Origin of the sequence: Hydrogenophaga sp. UC242_53 (genome assembly GCF_042696965.1) — a bacterium.
In the GTDB taxonomy this organism is placed as follows: domain Bacteria; phylum Pseudomonadota; class Gammaproteobacteria; order Burkholderiales; family Burkholderiaceae_C; genus Hydrogenophaga.
This window is the reverse complement of sequence record NZ_CP170552.1, coordinates 4,827,893-4,843,731: the sequence shown is the minus strand read 5'-3', so window position 1 is coordinate 4,843,731 and position 15,839 is coordinate 4,827,893. Positions and strand designations below refer to the sequence as shown.

Annotated in this window: 12 protein-coding genes and 2 pseudogenes; 4 read left to right on the top strand and 10 right to left on the bottom strand. The window is 68.4% G+C overall.

The window, feature by feature from the left end:
- The 8 genes and pseudogenes from ACFJI0_RS24335 to mnmG form a co-directional block, all read right to left on the bottom strand.
- On the bottom strand, positions 1-810 hold the full coding sequence (locus ACFJI0_RS24335; RefSeq protein WP_382322678.1) for a YbaY family lipoprotein: 810 nt from the start codon (positions 808-810) through the stop codon (positions 1-3).
- 93 nt (positions 811-903) lie between these two features.
- A pseudogene (locus tag ACFJI0_RS24330) lies at positions 904-2,461 on the bottom strand (methyl-accepting chemotaxis protein).
- Between the two features lie 158 nt (positions 2,462-2,619).
- Positions 2,620-3,546, bottom strand: coding sequence for a ParB/RepB/Spo0J family partition protein (locus ACFJI0_RS24325; protein ID WP_382322677.1), 927 nt, complete (start codon positions 3,544-3,546; stop codon positions 2,620-2,622).
- A 20-nt stretch (positions 3,547-3,566) separates the two neighbouring features.
- On the bottom strand, positions 3,567-4,106 hold the full coding sequence (locus ACFJI0_RS24320; RefSeq protein ID WP_382322676.1) for an RBBP9/YdeN family alpha/beta hydrolase: 540 nt from the start codon (positions 4,104-4,106) through the stop codon (positions 3,567-3,569).
- Between the two features lie 16 nt (positions 4,107-4,122).
- Positions 4,123-4,893, bottom strand: a complete 771-nt coding sequence (locus ACFJI0_RS24315; protein ID WP_297399002.1) for a ParA family protein — start codon at positions 4,891-4,893, stop codon at positions 4,123-4,125.
- Between the two features lie 11 nt (positions 4,894-4,904).
- Positions 4,905-5,519: a LysE family transporter gene (locus ACFJI0_RS24310; RefSeq protein ID WP_382322675.1), complete on the bottom strand. Its 615-nt coding sequence runs from the start codon at positions 5,517-5,519 to the stop codon at positions 4,905-4,907.
- A 61-nt stretch (positions 5,520-5,580) separates the two neighbouring features.
- A pseudogene (gene rsmG / locus ACFJI0_RS24305) lies at positions 5,581-6,254 on the bottom strand (16S rRNA (guanine(527)-N(7))-methyltransferase RsmG).
- Positions 6,251-8,218: a tRNA uridine-5-carboxymethylaminomethyl(34) synthesis enzyme MnmG gene (mnmG, locus tag ACFJI0_RS24300; RefSeq protein ID WP_382163535.1), complete on the bottom strand. Its 1,968-nt coding sequence runs from the start codon at positions 8,216-8,218 to the stop codon at positions 6,251-6,253. Before mnmG ends, rsmG begins: the two are co-directional and overlap by 4 nt.
- 137 nt (positions 8,219-8,355) lie before the next feature.
- Here mnmG and ACFJI0_RS24295 point away from each other — a divergent pair, with 137 nt between their 5' ends.
- A complete protein-coding gene (locus tag ACFJI0_RS24295; RefSeq protein ID WP_382322674.1) occupies positions 8,356-8,943 on the top strand; it encodes an NADPH-dependent FMN reductase in 588 nt (195 codons plus the stop codon).
- 13 nt (positions 8,944-8,956) lie between these two features.
- Here the strand turns inward: ACFJI0_RS24295 and ACFJI0_RS24290 are convergent, their stop codons facing one another.
- The gene (locus ACFJI0_RS24290) at positions 8,957-10,345 is read right to left on the bottom strand and encodes a virulence factor family protein (RefSeq protein WP_382322673.1); all 1,389 of its coding nucleotides are present in this window, start codon (positions 10,343-10,345) and stop codon (positions 8,957-8,959) included.
- Complete coding sequence (mprF, locus tag ACFJI0_RS24285) at positions 10,342-12,912, bottom strand: bifunctional lysylphosphatidylglycerol flippase/synthetase MprF (protein ID WP_382322672.1); 2,571 nt, start codon at positions 12,910-12,912, stop codon at positions 10,342-10,344. Before mprF ends, ACFJI0_RS24290 begins: the two co-directional genes overlap by 4 nt.
- A 116-nt stretch (positions 12,913-13,028) precedes the next feature.
- On the opposite strand from mprF, the gene ACFJI0_RS24280 reads away from it, so the two are divergent.
- From ACFJI0_RS24280 to ACFJI0_RS24270, 3 genes are all read left to right on the top strand, one after another.
- Positions 13,029-13,289, top strand: a complete 261-nt coding sequence (locus ACFJI0_RS24280; protein WP_382325812.1) for a YkgJ family cysteine cluster protein — start codon at positions 13,029-13,031, stop codon at positions 13,287-13,289.
- A gap of 178 nt (positions 13,290-13,467) precedes the next feature.
- Complete coding sequence (locus ACFJI0_RS24275; RefSeq protein ID WP_382322671.1) at positions 13,468-13,917, top strand: CesT family type III secretion system chaperone; 450 nt, start codon at positions 13,468-13,470, stop codon at positions 13,915-13,917.
- Complete coding sequence (locus ACFJI0_RS24270) at positions 13,910-15,838, top strand: hypothetical protein (protein ID WP_382322670.1); 1,929 nt, start codon at positions 13,910-13,912, stop codon at positions 15,836-15,838. Before ACFJI0_RS24275 ends, ACFJI0_RS24270 begins: the two co-directional genes overlap by 8 nt.
- Position 15,839: the final 1 nt, after the last annotated feature.

The window sequence follows — 15,839 nt, the reverse complement described above, 5'->3', positions numbered from 1 at the left end:
TCAGGGCGCCGGGCGCGCCTCCAGCACCGCCACCTGTGCGCCCAGCCGGTCCAGCAGGCGCAGGCGCGGGCCCTGCATGGCCCACTGTTCGGTGGTGCGCAGCGCGAACATGAAGGCGCGTTCGCGCTCCATGTCGGCCGCACAGGTCTGCAGTTCGCGGCGTGGGCCGCGCAGCATCTGCAGGGCCTGGCCGTTCAGGGTGTAGGTGCCGATGAGTTCGTTGCAGCCACCCGAGCCGGTCACGCGGCGGCCGTCGCTGTTCAAGACGAAGTGCGGCGCCTTGGCCGGGTCCTGCGTGGGCAGGGGCTGGCCGTCGAGCGACACCAGCACCCAGCGCACGTTCTCGATCCTGGGCGCGGCGGGCTGCGCGCGGGTGTCGACGGGGCGCAGCAGCACGTCGGCATGGGTCGTGCCCGAGTGGCCGAGCACGAGGTAGGCGCTGTCGGTGACGTACAAGGCCTTGCCGTCCACCAGGATCTCGGCGCGCACCGAGTAGCTGCCTTTCTCCTGCACCCGCCGCTGCTCCACCGGCAGGCTGAAGCGCAGCGGCTGCGGGCCGCTGGCGGGGCCGGCGAAGTGGGCCAGCGTGACGGAGCCGCCATCGGCGCGGGACACGTCGGCCACCGACACGTCAAGCACCGCGTTGGGCGGCAGGGCGATCGTCCCTTCGAAGCGGGCCGTGCCGGTCACGGTGTAGGACGGCGGGTTGGTGATGGGCGTGCCGCAGGCCGTGAGCAGCAGGCCGGTGGCCAGGGCGCCCAGCAGGGGACGGCGGGACACGCGTGGGCTGGAGAGGTTCGACATCGTCATCGGGAGGCTCCTGAAAAATGGGATGGTGTGCGGGACAGCCACCCCATTGTGCTCAGAAGTGCCCGCTCCGCCTGTGAAAGCCTGCAACCGGGCTCAGGCCGCCGCGCCCAGGCGGAACACCGCCACCGCCCGGACCAGGTCTTCGGCCTGCTGCCGCAGGCTGGTGGCCGAGGCGGACATCTGCTCGACCAGCGCGGCGTTCTGCTGGGTGGTCTGGTCCATCTGCAGAACAGCCTCGCCCACCTGGGACACCCCGGCGCTCTGCTCGGCGCTGGCGCTGGTGATCTCGCCCACCAGGTCGGAGACGCGGCGGATGCTGCCCACCACCTCCTGCATGGTGGTGCCGGCCTTGTCGGCCAGGGTGACGCCGCGTTCCACGCGCTCCACACTCTCACCGATCAGGTCCTTGATTTCCTTCGCGGCCTGCCCCGAGCGCTGCGCGAGGTTGCGCACCTCGCCGGCCACCACCGCGAAGCCCCGGCCCTGCTCCCCGGCGCGCGCGGCTTCCACCGCCGCGTTGAGCGCCAGGATGTTGGTCTGGAAGGCAATGCCGTCGATCACCGCGATGATGTCGGCGATCTTGCGCGAGCTGTTCTCGATGCCCTTCATGGTGTCGACCACCTGGTTCACCACCTCGCCACCCTGCTGGGCCACGCTGGAGGCGCCCTGCGCGAGCTGGTTGGCGGTGCGCGCGTGTTCCGCGTTCTGGGTCACGGTGCTGCCCAGCTGCTCCATCGATGCCGAGGTCTGCTCGAGCGCGCTGGCCTGGCTTTCGGTGCGGCGCGAGAGGTCGCTGTTGCCCGAGGCGATTTCCGCGCTGCCGTTGGAGACGGCCTCGGCCCCCTGCCGCACGGCGTGCACGGACGTGCGCCAGCCGTTCGGTCATGGTGCGCAGCTTGGCCAGGGCGCTGTGCGTGTCGCCCTCGCGCACCCGCATGGACACACCGAGGTCGCCAGACGCCACCGCGTCGGCGATGCGCTTGAGTTCATCGGGGTCGGCACCGAGGGAGCGCACCACCTTGCGCAGGTAGATCGCCAGCCCGGCCAACCCCAGGGCAACGACCACCACGGAGACCACCACGATGTTGCGGTCGAGCTTCGAGAGGCTCTCGATCTCGTCGATGCGGTAGGCCAGGCGCTCGCCCTGGCGCTTCTTCTCCTGGGCCAAGGGCTTCAACAGGGCATTGCGCGCGGGGATGGTGTGGTCCACCAGGTAGGCGAAGGCTTCGTCCTTCTTGCCTTCCTGGATGAGCTTCACGTTGGCCTCGCCGATGCGCCAGAACTCGGTCATGAGGGCCGGCAGGGGCGCGAAGGCCTGTCGCCCGGCGTCGTCGATCATGCCCTCGCCGAACACCTTGAGCGCGTCGAGCAGCAGGCGTTTCTTCTCGCCGATGTCCGCCAGCGTGGCGTCGAGTTCCTGGGGGTTGCGCGAGAGGATCGCGTGGCGCACCTGCAGCGAGGTGCGGGTGACGTTGAGCTCCAGCTCGGCAATGATCTGCAGCTGGGGCACGTTGGTTTCGTTGATGCGTTCGGCGGCATCCACCACCCGGCCCATCATGATCCAGACCGTGGCCGCGACGGCCAGCAGCAGCACGACGAGCGTGGCATTGATGAGCAGCAGCCGCTGCCCCAGATTCAAGCGTTGCGACATGGGTACCTCCTCAGGTGGCCCAAGTCGAGTGGCAACTTTCAGAGCAAGGCACAACGCCGCAAGACCGGGCCAGCTCAGGTTATGCGGCTGTCAAGTGGTGCAATGCGGGGAAAAAGCCGGGAGAAACAGGCCTGTTTCTCCCGGCGCAGGCGGGGCCGTCAGTGGGCAGCGGTGCCGCGCAGCCGGTCGATGATGCCGTTGAGGGCCTCCAGCGAGCCGAACTGGATCACCACCTCGCCCATGTCCTCGAAGCGGCCGTGGCGCTTCACGCGCTTCTTGACCCGGACCTCGACGTCCGCCGTCAGCAGGTCGGCCAGCTCTTCTTCCACCCGGCGGATGTCGCGCGATTTCTCCTTCTTGAGCTTCTGCGGCGCCAGCGCGAATTCGGCGCCCAGCTTCTTCACCAGGCCCTCGGCCTCGCGCACCGACATCTTCCTGGCCGCGATCTGGTTGCCGGCGGTGATCTGGTGGGCCTTGTCCAGGGCCAGCAGCGCGCGCGCATGGCCCATGTCGAGGTCGCCCGCCATCAACATGGTCTGCACCGGCTCGGCCAGCTGCAGCAGGCGCAGCAGGTTGCTCGCGGCGCTGCGCGAGCGCCCCACGGCCTGGGCCGCTTGCTCGTGAGTGAGTCCAAACTCTTTCACCAGGCGTTGCAGGCCATGGGCCTCTTCCAGCGGGTTGAGGTCTTCGCGCTGGATGTTCTCGATCAGCGCCATGGCGGCGGCGGACTCGTTGGGCACGTCGCGCACCAGCACCGGCACGCTGTCCAGGCCGGCCAGCTTGGAGGCGCGGAAGCGCCGTTCGCCCGCGATGATCTCGTACTTGCCGGCGTTCGGGCCATCGGCCAGCTGCCGCACCAGGATGGGCTGCATCACGCCCTGCACCTTGATCGACTCGGCCAGCTCGTACAGCGCGCCCTCGTCCATGCGGGTGCGCGGCTGGTACATGCCCGCCACCAGCTCGGTCACGGGCAGGCTGCTGGGCGCGCCCTCGGCGGCGGCCGGCGCGGCGGCGCCCTCTTCCACCTTGGGGCCCAACAGGGCTTCGAGTCCGCGGCCGAGGCCCTTGGGTTTCTTGGTGACCATGGGTCTTCTTCTTTCGATTGTCAGAGGTTCATGAGTTCGGCCAGCACGGCATGGCCGGTCGGCCAGTCGCCCAGGCCGGACTCGGCGTTGATGTGGCCGGCTTCGCCCAGGTCGACGAAGCGCGAGCCCCAGGCCATGGCGAACGCCTGGGCCCGCTCGAAGCTGCAGTACGGGTCGTTGCGGCTGCCCACCAGCACGCTGGGGAACGGCAGGCGCTGCAGGGAGATGGGCGACCAGCTCGGCAACACCGGGCGCATCTCTTCCCGCTCGGCATCCCCTGGCGCCACCAGCAGCGCGGCTTTCACACGATCGGTGTTCTTCGAGTGCGAGGCCCAGGCCGCCGTGTGCAGGCAGCCCAGGCTGTGCGCCACCAGCACGGCGGGTTCGTCGCAGCCCAGCAGCACCTCTTCCAGGCGGGCGATCCAGTCGCCGCGCTTGGGGCGCATCCAGTCGTGCTGGTCCACCCGGCGGTAGCCGTGGCTGGCCTCCCAGCGGCTCTGCCAATGGTCGGGGCCACTGTTCTGCCAGCCGGGGAGGATGAGGATGTTCTGAGGTTTCACGTGAAACACCCTCCGCTCAGAGCTTGCCGATGCGCGCGACCATCTCCTGCGCGAAGGCCACAAAGGCCTGGCTGCCGCGGGCCGCCGGGTCGAACACCACGCCGGGCAGGCCGTAGCTCGGGGCTTCGGCCAAGCGGACGTTGCGCGGGATCACGGTGTCGAACACCTTGTCGCCGAAGTGGGCCTTGAGCTGGTCGCTCACCTGCTGCTGCAAGGTGATGCGGGGATCGAACATCACGCGCAGCAGGCCGATGATGGCCAGGTCCTTGTTCAGGTTGGCGTGCACCTGCTTGATGGTGTTCACCAGATCGGTCAGGCCTTCGAGCGCGAAGTACTCGCACTGCATGGGCACGATCACGCCGTGCGCCGCGCACAGGCCGTTGAGGGTGAGCATGGACAGGCTGGGCGGGCAGTCGATCAGCACGAAGTCGTAGGCATCGCCCACCTCGGCCAAGGCGGTCTTCAGGCGCTTCTCGCGCCGCTCCACCTCCACCAGCTCGACCTCGGCCCCGGCCAGCTCCCGGTTGGCGCCGAGCACGTGGTAACCGCACTTCTCCGAATACACCGCCGCCTCGGCCACCGAGGCCGACTCCAGCAGCACGTCGTACACCGACAGCGCCATCTGCCGCTTGTCCACGCCCGAGCCCATGGTGGCGTTGCCCTGGGGGTCCAGGTCCACCATCAGCACCCGCTGGCCCACCTTGGCCAGGCCGGCAGCCAGGTTGACGGTGGTGGTGGTCTTGCCCACCCCGCCCTTCTGGTTCGCCACACAAAATATTTTCGCCATGGTGCTGCTTCTTATTTGGAGAGGGCCAGCTTGATGCCGAAGCCGATGAGGAAGACCCCCGCCAGCTTCTCCAGCGTGCGGCCGATGACCGGGTTGGCGCGCAGGCGCGCGGCCAGGAAGTGGGTGAGCAGCACGGCCACCAGGCCATAGAGGAAGGTGAGAACGGCCACGGTGACGGCCATGGCGCCGAAGGTGATCAGGCCCTGGTGGCGGGCCGGGTCCACGAACAGCGGGAAGAAGGCCATGTAGAACACGATGGCCTTGGGGTTGAGCAGGGTGATGACCGCCGCCTGCTGGAAATACTGGCGCGGGCGGATGTTGAGCACCGGGGCGTCGCCGGGTTTGGCGGTCAGCATCTTCCAGCCCAGCCAGGCCAGGTAGGCCGCGCCCAGCCACTGCACCGCGCTGAAGGCCGCCGGGTAGGCCGCGAGCAAGGCCGCCACACCGGCCACGGCCAGCCACATCAGCACCTGGTCCGCCGCGATCACGCCGAAGGTGGCGGCCAGGCCGCCGCTCACCCCACCCTTGCTGGTGGAAGTGATCAGCGCCAGGTTCCCGGGTCCGGGAATGAGCAAAAAGAGGACGATGGCGGCCACGAAAGCGCCGTAATCTGCGATGCCGAACATGGAGGAACCCCGAGAAGTGGAGGGTCGAGTTTAAGCGCCCGCCACGCGCCGGCTGTGATGTTCAGGCAACAGCGGCGGGGCCCGGGCGCATCCAGACGATGCAGCGCTCGGCCTCCAGGGCGGGCACCTGCAGCTGTTCCACGTGAAACACATCCACCCCGGGGGTGGCGGCGTTCAGGGCATCGAGTTCATCCGCCGGGTGTTTGCCTTTCATGGCCATCCAGATGCCGCCCTCGACCAGGGCGCCGCGCGACCAGTTCGTGAAGTCAACCAAGGACGCGAACGCCCGCGAGCACACCACGTCATAGCCTTGACCGGAGAGGGCGTTGAGACTCTCCACCCGGGCATGCAGGCCCCGCAGGTTGGGCAGCTTGAGCGTGGCCGCCGCCTGCTGGATGAAGGCCGCCTTCTTGGCACCGTGTCCACGCAGGTCACCTGGATCTGCGGACACGCGATGGCGATGACCACGCCAGGCAGCCCGCCGCCCGAACCCACGTCCAGCAGCTGCAGCGCCCTGCCCTGCGTCTGTCGTTGCAGCGGGCCGATGGCGGCCAGGCTGTCGAGCAGGTGGTGCGTCATCATCTCGGCCGGGTCGCGCACGGCCGTGAGGTTGTAGACCTTGTTCCATTTCTGAAGCAGGCCGAGGTAGTCCAGCAGCAGGTCCACTTGACGGGCATCGAGGTCGAGCCGAAGCGACTGCAGCCCGGCCTGCAGGGTGGTGCGCAGATCGCTCATGCGGCGGCGTCGGCAGGCAAGGTGGCAAAGCCCTTGAAGCCACCCTTTTTCAGGTGGATCAACAACAGGGAAATGCTGGCCGGCGTGATGCCCGAAATGCGGGACGCCTGGCCCAGGGTCTCGGGCCGGTGCTTGGCCAGCTTCTGCCGCGCCTCGAACGACAGCGCCGTCACCTGCAGGTAGTCCAGGTCGGCCGGCAGCTTCAGGCCTTCGTAGTGGGCGGCGCGCTCCACCTCGTTCTTCTGGCGGTCGATGTAACCCGAGTACTTGGCGGCGATCTCCAGCTGCTCCACCACCGGCTCGAGCAACTCGGCCAGTGTTTCACGTGAAACCTCGGGCGCCGCGTGCTTGCCGCCGTCCATGCCCACGAGGTCCGCGTAGGCCACACCGGGCCGGCGCAACAGATCGAACAGGTTGTGCTCGTGTTCGATCGCCTTGCCCAGCACACGCTCGCCCTCTTCCGCCGGCAGGTTGCGCGGGTTCACCCAGGTCGCCTTCAGGCGCTCTGTTTCACGTGAAACCGCGTCGCGCTTGCGGCAGAAAGCGTCCCATTGCGCGTCGCCCACCAGGCCCAGGCGGCGGCCGGCTTCGGTCAGGCGCATGTCGGCGTTGTCCTCGCGCAGCTGCAGGCGGAACTCGGCGCGGCTGGTGAACATGCGGTAGGGCTCGGTCACGCCCTGGGTGACGAGGTCGTCCACCAGCACGCCCAGGTAGGCTTCGTCGCGGCGCGGCAGCCAGGCCGCTTCGCCGCGGCACTGCAGCGCGGCATTCAGCCCGGCGAACAGGCCTTGCGCCGCCGCCTCTTCGTAGCCCGTGGTGCCGTTGATCTGGCCGGCGAAGAACAGGCCCTGGATCTGCCTGGTCTCGAAGCTGTTCTTGAGCGAGCGCGGGTCGAAGTAGTCGTACTCGATGGCGTAGCCCGGGCGCAGGATGTGCGCGTTCTCCAGCCCCGGCATGCTGCGCACCAGCGCGTACTGGATGTCGAACGGCAGGCTGGTCGAGATGCCGTTGGGGTAGACCTCGTGCGTGGTCAGGCCCTCGGGCTCCAGGAAGATCTGGTGGCTGTCCTTGTCGGCGAAGCGGTTGATCTTGTCTTCCACGCTCGGGCAGTAGCGCGGGCCCACGCCCTCGATCTTGCCGGTGAACATGGGGCTGCGGTCGAAGCCCGAGCGAATGATGTCGTGCGTGCGCTGATTGGTGTGCGTGATCCAGCACGGCACCTGCTGCGGGTGCATCGCCGTGCTGCCCATGAAGCTGAACACCGGCACTGGCCGGTCCGGATTCATGCCGCCGGGCACGCCATCGCCCGGCTGCTCGGTGCACTTGGAATAGTCGATGCTGCGGCCGTCCAGGCGCGGCGGCGTGCCGGTTTTCAGGCGGCCCTGCGGCAGCTGCAGCTCCTTCAGGCGGGCCGAGAGCGACACCGCCGGTGGGTCGCCCGCGCGGCCGGCCGCGTAGTTGTTCAGGCCCACATGGATCTTGCCGTCCAGAAAAGTGCCCGCCGTCAGCACCACGGTGCGGCCGCGGAAGCGGATGCCCACTTGCGTTACAGCCCCCACCACCCGGTCACCTTCGACCATCAGGTCGTCCACCGCCTGCTGGAACAGCCAGAGGTTGGGCTGGTTTTCCAGCGTGCGGCGGATCGCGGCCTTGTAGAGCACGCGGTCGGCCTGGGCGCGCGTGGCGCGCACGGCCGGGCCCTTGGAGCTGTTGAGAATGCGAAACTGGATGCCGCCCTCGTCGGTGGCCAGCGCCATCGCGCCCCCCAGCGCATCCACCTCTTTCACAAGGTGCCCCTTGCCGATGCCACCGATCGACGGGTTGCAACTCATCTGGCCCAGGGTCTCGATGTTGTGCGTGAGCAGCAGCGTGGCGCAGCCCATGCGCGCGGCGGCCAGCGCGGCCTCGGTGCCGGCGTGCCCGCCGCCAACGACGATGACATCGAATTCCTGTGGGTACAACATGGTGCTTCTTCCGGGGAAATGCAGGCCCGGTGCGCCCGGGCAACCTGCGATTGTCCCACCGTTGGGGATTTCCTGCCCCTTCCACCCTCTCACGGAACGCAGGAATGCTGCGCGGCGGCGGTGCCAGAATCCCGGCCATGAGCACCTTTCCACCCCTCCTCGTCTTCGCGGGCAGCACCCGCGCCCAGTCCCACAACCGCCGTCTGGCGCAAGTCGCCGCCGACCTCGCGCGCGCCGCCGGCGCCCCGGTGACCCACCTCGAACTGGCCGACTTCGACCTGCCGATGTACAACGCCGACCTGGAAGCGCGCGGCACGCCGGCCGCCGCGATCCGCCTCAAGGAAATCTTTTGCGCCCACCCGGCGTGGGTGATCTGCTCACCCGAGTACAACGGCAGCTACACCGGCCTGCTCAAGAACACCATCGACTGGGTCTCCAGCCCCGTCAAGGGCGACCCCGAGTGGGGCGACGGACTCAAGCCCTTCGCCGGCAAGGTGGTGGGCCTGCTGAGCGCCTCGCCTGGCGGTCTGGGTGGCCTGAGAAGCCTGTCCCACCTGTCTCCACTGCTATTGAATTTGCAGTGCTGGTTGACCCCGCGCCAGTTCGCGCTGGCGCGGGCGGGCGAGGCCTTCGATGCCAGCGGGCAACTGGCCGAGCCCGCGCGCCTGGGCGTGCAGGGCGTGGTCGACCAGGCGCTCTGGGCCGCGCAGCGCTTCAACAGCTGACCACCGCATGCGCTCAGCGCGTGCGCCGCAGGATCTCGTCGGCCAGCTTCTGGTACTCGCCGTTGAAATGGTGGTCCCCCGGCAGCGGCACCGGCGTCACCTGTGTGGTGGGCACGCGCGGGCAGACCGTGTCGCGGTCGTTGGTGCCGTAGACGCACAGCGTGTCGGCTGCCGCGAGCTTCTGCAGTTCGGGCTTGAGCGGCAGGCCGCCGCTGTCGCGCTTGACCCAGTTGCTCAGACGGAACTCGAACGACGCTTTCTCGCCCGGCCCGATCAGCACCGTGTGCGCCACCAGCCCACGCGAGCTCGCGGGCAGGCGCGGCACCGCGAAGGGCAGCACGTCCGCACCCTGCGAATAGCCGATCAGCAGCGCCCGGCTCTTCTTCCATTGCACGGCGAAGCTGCGCAGCACGCGGTCCAGGTCCTTGGCCAGACCCTCGGGCGTGCGCGCCGACCAGAAGTAGCGCAGCGAGTCCAGCCCCACCACCGGCACGCCCGCCGCCGCGAACTTCGCGGCCAGCTCCTTGTCGATGCCGGCCCAGCCGCCGTCGCCGGAAAGCAGCACGGCAAAGGTGTCGGAGGTGCCAGCGGAGGGCACGGGCACCAGGGGCAGGTCGGCCACACCGGTGTCGGGCGGGAGCGCCGCGACAGCGGGCGCGCGGCTGAGCTGTCGCTGCGCATCGAGCAGCGAGGACGTGGCATCCGGGCCGGCCACGTTCATCAGCTGGGCACCGCGCACCTGGGCCACAAAATCCTGTGCCGTCGCCAGCGCGCAGGCCTTGTCTTCACTGTCGCGCAGCACCGTCCAGGGCGCGTGCAGTTGCGGTGACGGCAGCAGCGTCAAGGCCGAGCTGTCGGCCCGGCGCGTGAAGTGCACGCCCTCACCCTTGCACAGCGGCCGCTTCACCGACAGCGTGGGACAAAAACCCATCGAGACCGCGCCGCCGAAGGTCTGGTCCGGTGCCTGCGCGAGCATCGCGTAGGCCAGCGTACCGCCCTGCCCCTCGCCCACCAGCAGCGGCGGGAAGTAGGCCGGCAGGCGCGCATACCCCTGCAAAAAGTGCGAGAGGTTTTCCAGGTCGCCATCGGGCAGCAGGCAGTCGCCGCCGTCCTTGGTCAGCGCGGCCAGCAGGCGCGGCGTGTGGATGCCGGCCACCAGCGCGCCCTGCCCGGCCAGGGCCTGCGCCTGGGCGGCCAGCGCGGGCGTCCAGCCGCCTTCACCCGAGAGGAACAGCACGAAGGACTTGGCCTCACCCAGCGGCCGGTACAGCGACAGGTTCTTGAAGTTGCCGTGCGAAAGTGTTTCGGTGGTGGCAGCGGCCTTCGCCTGCGCGAGCGCCACCCCGGGCAACGCCAGGGCCGCCAGCAGACAGGCCGCGATGAGCGAGGTCCTGGTCTTCATTTGGAGATCACCTTGCGCAGGCCACCCGCGATCAGCGCGGCCACGTCGGCCAGGATGAAAAACGGCGCGAACCCACCCGGCGAGGCCAGGTAGCGCGGCTCCCAGACCGGGTCGAATTTTTCCTTGAACGCGCGCAGGCCCTGGAAGTTGTAGAAGTTCTCGCCGTGGTTGAACAGCAGCCGGCCCAGGCGGTGCCAGTTGGGCGCCAGCGGGTGCTGCGCCATGCCCGAGAGCGGCACCATGCCCAGGTTGAAGCGTTGGTAACCCTGCGCCTGGAAATGCAGGATGGTCTGCGCGAAAAGAAAATCCATCGCGCTGCGTGGCGCGTCGGGCAGTTGGCGCATCAGGTCCACGCTGGCCTCCAGCTTCTGGTCGGTGCGCAGCAGCGTGGCGAAGGCCACGATGCGTTCGCCCTGTCGCACCACCGCCACCGGCTGGCGCAGCACGTAGTCGCGCCGGAACGCGCCCAGCGAAAAGGCTTTCTCCGCCGTCTGATGCTCGCTCAACCAGGCGTCCGAAATCAACTGCAGCTGGCTGAACACGGCCACCGCCTGCTCCGGCATCAGCACCTCGAAGCTCAGGCCATCGCGCTGCGCACGCGCCACGCCGTGGCGCAGGTTCGCGCGCGCCTTGCCCTGCAAGGTGAACGTGGGCAGGTCCACCAGCGCGCATTCGCCGAGCTTGTGCACGCGCAGGCCCGCGTCCAGGTACACCGGCAGGCCCTCGGGGCGCACCTGGTAGAAGGCCGCGCGCCCACCCGATTCGCGCGCCTGCTCCACGAAGCGCCACACAAGTTCGGCCCATTCATTCACCGGCCCCACCGGGTCGTACAGCGCCACCCACGAGCGGCCGCGCCGCCCGAACATGATGAAGGCGCGCTGCGTGTCCGACACCATCAAGCTCTTGTCGCCCATCATCACCAACCCGGCACCGGCCGAAGGCTGGGCGCGCACGATGCGCGCGGCCTGCTCCAGCGCGCCGCTGTCGGGCTTGACCAGCACCGCCTGCGGCCGGCGCAGCAGCCGGCTCAGCGCCACCGCGAGCGTGATCAGGCACACGGCCACCAGGGCGCGCAGCGAACGCGGCGCGTAACCGTCGAACTCGAACTGCCACCAGACCTGGTTCACGTAGTCCACGTCGCGGTACACGAAGAACAGCAACGCCGTGACCGCCATCACCACCGCCGCCACCGCGGCCAGCCAACCCCAGGTGAAGGCCTGCGAGAACAGCGCCGCGCGCCGATTGAACTGCTTGCGCGAGAGCGCCAGCGCGCCCGCCAGCACCAGCAGCAGCACCGCTTCCGACACCGCGATGCCCTTGGGCAGGCACAGCACCAGGCTCACCAGCGCCAGGCCCAGCCCGGCCCACCACGACGCGTCCAGCCGCAGGAACATGCCGCGCGCCACGAACAGCAGCGCCAGCCCCGCGATGCTGCCCAGGAAGTGCGCCGCCTCCACCACCGGCAGCGGCATGTGGCGCGAGAGCAGTTCGGTGGCGCCCTCGGTGGCCGGCGTCACGCCCGAGACCAGCAGCACCACGCCCACCACCCAGGTGAAGGCCGACAACAACAAGGGCGAGAGGCTCGCCGCCGCCTTCACCACCGGCGTGGCCGCGCCGCGCTGCCATTCGGCGCCCGCCAGCATCGCCACGGCCAGCGCCAGCGGCAGCAGGTGGTAGACCACGCGGAACATCACCAACGCCGCGGCCAGCTGCTCGGCCGGCACATGGTGGCCCAGCGCCAACAGCATCACCGCCTCGAACACCCCCAGGCCGGCCGGCACGTGGCTGATCACGCCCAGCGCGATCGCCAGCGCGAAGAAACCCACGAAGGCCGGAAAGGCAATGGCCCCGGCTGGCAGCAGAAACCACAAAGCGGCCGCGGCGGCCACCACGTCCACGGCCGAAATCAACAACTGCTGCAGCGCCAGCGACGCGCTCGGCAGGCGCAGCACCACGCCCCGGAACACCGTCTCGCCGCCGCGCCGGCAGAAACCAATGAACGCGCCCGCCGCCAGCAGCACCGCCACGGCCAGCCCACGCAACAGGCCCGGCGGCGTGCCGAACACCGACTGCACCGTGCCCGCGCCCCACACCAGCGCGCCCGCACCCACCACCACGATGCCGATGCCGAACCCGAAGGCGTTGAACACGATGGCGCGCGAGACCAGGCCCGCTTCCAGCCCCGCCGCCCCGTACAGCCGCATGCGCACCGCGCCGCCCGTGAGCACGCCCAGGCCGATGGTGTTGGACAGCGCATAGGCGATGAACGCGGTCTTCGCCACCACGCGCTGCGGCAGCTGCGCGCCCGCATAGGCCAGGGCCGTGCGGTCGTAGAACGTGAGCGCGAAGTAACTCGCCGCGGTGGCAAGCACCGACAACGCGAGCGCCGTGGCCGGTGTGGCGCGCACCGCGTCCACGATCTCGCCGTAGCTCAGCTCGGTCATGAGCTTGTGGCCGGCCTGCAGCAGCAGCGCACCCAGCAGCACGGCCAGCGCCGCATACACCCACAGGCGCCACTGGCTCAGACGGGACACCAGCGTCTCGGGGGTGGCGGTGGTCACGGGCATGAAGGGATGAACGTGTTCCGGTGAAAGGCAAGGGCACCCAGGGGCACCAGCGATGGACCAGTGTAAGCCCCTGCCCGCGCGCGACAATGCCACCCATGCTCCCCCCTGCTTCCGCCATGGCCTGCCGGCCCGGCTGCGCCGCCTGCTGCACCGCGCCGTCGATCAGCAGCCCCCTGCCCGGCCTGCCCCATGGCAAGCCTGCCGGCGTGCCTTGCCCGCACCTCGATGCCGCCTTGCGCTGCCGCCTGTTCGGCCGGCCCGAGCGCCCGGCCGTGTGCGGCTCGCTGCAGCCGCAGGCCGCCATGTGCGGCAACAGCCGGGAGCACGCGATGCATTGGCTCGGCGAACTCGAACGGTTGACGCAGCCCGCGCGCTGAAGCGCGCTTCGCGCTCCCTGCGCTGGACGCGCAAAAAACGGCCCGCATCGCGAACCACCGGGATAGCCCCCGCACTCAAGCCTTCGTGCCCGGCCGTGGCACGCTGAGTGCGCACCCAGGCCACCCCCCGTGCGCAAGCCCGCTGCGCACCCGCAGCTTCGACAGACCCCCCGTCGCGATGAAACTCGAATCTCCTCCTGCAACCCCACAAGGCCCCGATGCCTTCGGCCCCCTCATCAACGCCACTTGCGAACTGGTGGGCGTGGCGCCCGCCACCGCGTGGCTGGATCTGCCCATGAAAGACTACCGATGCGCCACATTCCAGGTGGACGGCGTCGAGTGCCTCGTGAGCCACCGCTCGATCGACCCCGAGGCCTTGTTCATCCACTGTGTGTTCGGCCCGGTGCCCGAGGTGCGCAGCGCCGACGTTCTGCTGGCGCTGCTCCAGTTGAACCTGACCCTGTACGGCGGCGGTTCGCCCACCTTTGGCGCGGACACGGAGCGCAACCTGCTGCTGTGCATGGAAGAGCGCCTGCAAGACATGCGTGCCGAAGATCTTGCCCAACGCCTGGAAAACCTGGCGACACAGGCCATGGGCTGGAGAAAGGTCTGGTTGGCGCATGGGTAACAAGGTCTCTGCCCCCCTCACACATCCGATCTACGGGCCGATCTATCCACTCACCGTCTCCCCCCACAGTGCCATTGAGATCGGCGACATCTTGGCGATGGCGCTCTGGACGGGCTTGCGCGACATGTCCGCCAGCATCATCTCGTCTGGGGTGGGGTTTGCCGTCACCTTGAGTGCCCGCATCCTGTGTCACGGCGTGCCGCAAGCGCAGCAGGAGTCCACCGCCCAGAGACTGGCCCAGATCCTGGGGACGGAGGAAAACCAAGACCGCTTTGAGGGAGTGCCGGGGGCGCATCACGGAATCGCGGCCATCAGCGTTGTAGCGGTGGCTTTCGCGGGTTTTTTCTTCGGCTCGGCCGGCACCTGGGAACGGCGCTCGGCAAGAACCTGGATCGGCGTCGGGACCGCCGCCGTGGGCGTCGCCCTCACCCTTGCCTCCGTCTACAGGCAGGAAAGCGACCTGTCGAGGACGGACACCGCGACCAACTACCTCGGCATCGCCATCGCCGCACTGACGCGCGACTTCATTCAGGCTCAGGCCGGCCGCATTTTTCCTGAAGTTCGTCTGCATCCAGAGCGCGCTCTGCGTTGGGCATTGAATGCAAACACCAGAACCCACCTCCTGCGATTGGGCACCCACATGGTGTTGTATGCGGGGATGAGCATCACGTTGAGCCGTTGGGTGGCCCTGCGCAACCTCCTGCACCCCGACTACAGTGGCATGAACCGGGAGCTTGGGATGTTTTCGAGCGACTCATGGAGGACCTTCGCGTTTCGCGGCCTCAACGAGGGAATCGACGGGGTCTTCGGCGTCATCCTGCTTGCCTGCTTCTTCCATGGGCATCTTCGGCGAGGACACGGCTGGCTCACCGGACCCGGCATCACCGTGAAAGAAGTGGCGCGTCGGGGTGGCTCGCGCGTCGCCATGAACCAGCCCGTCAGCGCCATCCAATCACTGATACCTTCCAAAGACTGGTACCTCGCGGCGTTGCAGGGCGTCACGGTGCTTCGCGGCGCCGTGCTCAACCTGGAAGCGAAGTGGCCCCGCACAGCCGGCGGCGGCGACTGTCTTCTGCACGCCGCTGCCGACGTCCTCGATGGCGGCGAGTGGAGGTGCGACGCCGCTCGCATCAGGGCAGCCCTGTGCAACCAGATCCGCCGATTGGCGCAGAACAGCGCCGATTCTGCGGAAAGTCTCAACTTGGTGGAGCACCACCTGGAACAGGCCGTCTCTCAGATGCGTGCGGATGCCGGAGAGCCGGCATATGCGGTTCTGGACGGCAACCGCCTGCTTGAAACCCTGCCGGAGACACTGCGAAGTGAACTCGAAGCATCCAGGCCCGAACAACACCCCTTGGTGGCAAACAGATGGCTGAACGAGGAGAGTCAAAGAGCTGCCTTGCTGCACTCCGTTGCCCGCTACTACGAACAAGACGGGTGCTATCTGCCCACGCGGGTGCTTCCGTGCCTGGCCCGGGTGCTGAATCGCCCCCTCGCACTGCATGGGGAAAGCACCACCGTCATGTACGACGCCGAGGGGAATGCCCTCAACGACCCTGCCGAAAACATGGTTCACATCCGGCACCGACTTTCGATTCACGGTGAGGCGGGCGATCACTTTGAACGCATCGAGGCGTCCTCCGCTCGACGTCGGGAGAACGGAGAACTGCAGAGTCCGCAGGAGACAGATTCGCTAACCCAGTCCGGGAATACGGCCGGCACGAAAAGCTCCATGAAGGCCTCGCACCAGCACATCGAGCTAGCCATTGAGTCGGAAACCCAGCTCCACGTCGGCCACGGCAATGAGTCCAACAACAACGCACGTCAACGGACAACGCCGAGAAGCGGACAAGGGCAACACAATCAGCGGACGGATTCCATGAACGGGGAAAGTCGGGAGCAGCACGAGAAGACGGACTAGC

What these genes read in the sequence shown, in the direction of transcription:
- ACFJI0_RS24335 (WP_382322678.1), bottom strand. Translation starts at nt 810, where the DNA reads ATGACGATGTCGAACCTCTCCAGCCCACGCGTGTCCCGCCGTCCCCTG.
- ACFJI0_RS24275 (WP_382322671.1), top strand. Translation starts at nt 13,468, where the DNA reads ATGAAACTCGAATCTCCTCCTGCAACCCCACAAGGCCCCGATGCCTTC.
- mnmG (WP_382163535.1), bottom strand. Translation starts at nt 8,218, where the DNA reads ATGTTGTACCCACAGGAATTCGATGTCATCGTCGTTGGCGGCGGGCAC.
- ACFJI0_RS24270 (WP_382322670.1), top strand. Translation starts at nt 13,910, where the DNA reads ATGGGTAACAAGGTCTCTGCCCCCCTCACACATCCGATCTACGGGCCG.
- mprF (WP_382322672.1), bottom strand. Translation starts at nt 12,912, where the DNA reads ATGCCCGTGACCACCGCCACCCCCGAGACGCTGGTGTCCCGTCTGAGC.
- ACFJI0_RS24280 (WP_382325812.1), top strand. Translation starts at nt 13,029, where the DNA reads ATGGCCTGCCGGCCCGGCTGCGCCGCCTGCTGCACCGCGCCGTCGATC.
- ACFJI0_RS24315 (WP_297399002.1), bottom strand. Translation starts at nt 4,893, where the DNA reads ATGGCGAAAATATTTTGTGTGGCGAACCAGAAGGGCGGGGTGGGCAAG.
- ACFJI0_RS24295 (WP_382322674.1), top strand. Translation starts at nt 8,356, where the DNA reads ATGAGCACCTTTCCACCCCTCCTCGTCTTCGCGGGCAGCACCCGCGCC.
- ACFJI0_RS24290 (WP_382322673.1), bottom strand. Translation starts at nt 10,345, where the DNA reads ATGAAGACCAGGACCTCGCTCATCGCGGCCTGTCTGCTGGCGGCCCTG.
- ACFJI0_RS24325 (WP_382322677.1), bottom strand. Translation starts at nt 3,546, where the DNA reads ATGGTCACCAAGAAACCCAAGGGCCTCGGCCGCGGACTCGAAGCCCTG.
- ACFJI0_RS24310 (WP_382322675.1), bottom strand. Translation starts at nt 5,519, where the DNA reads ATGTTCGGCATCGCAGATTACGGCGCTTTCGTGGCCGCCATCGTCCTC.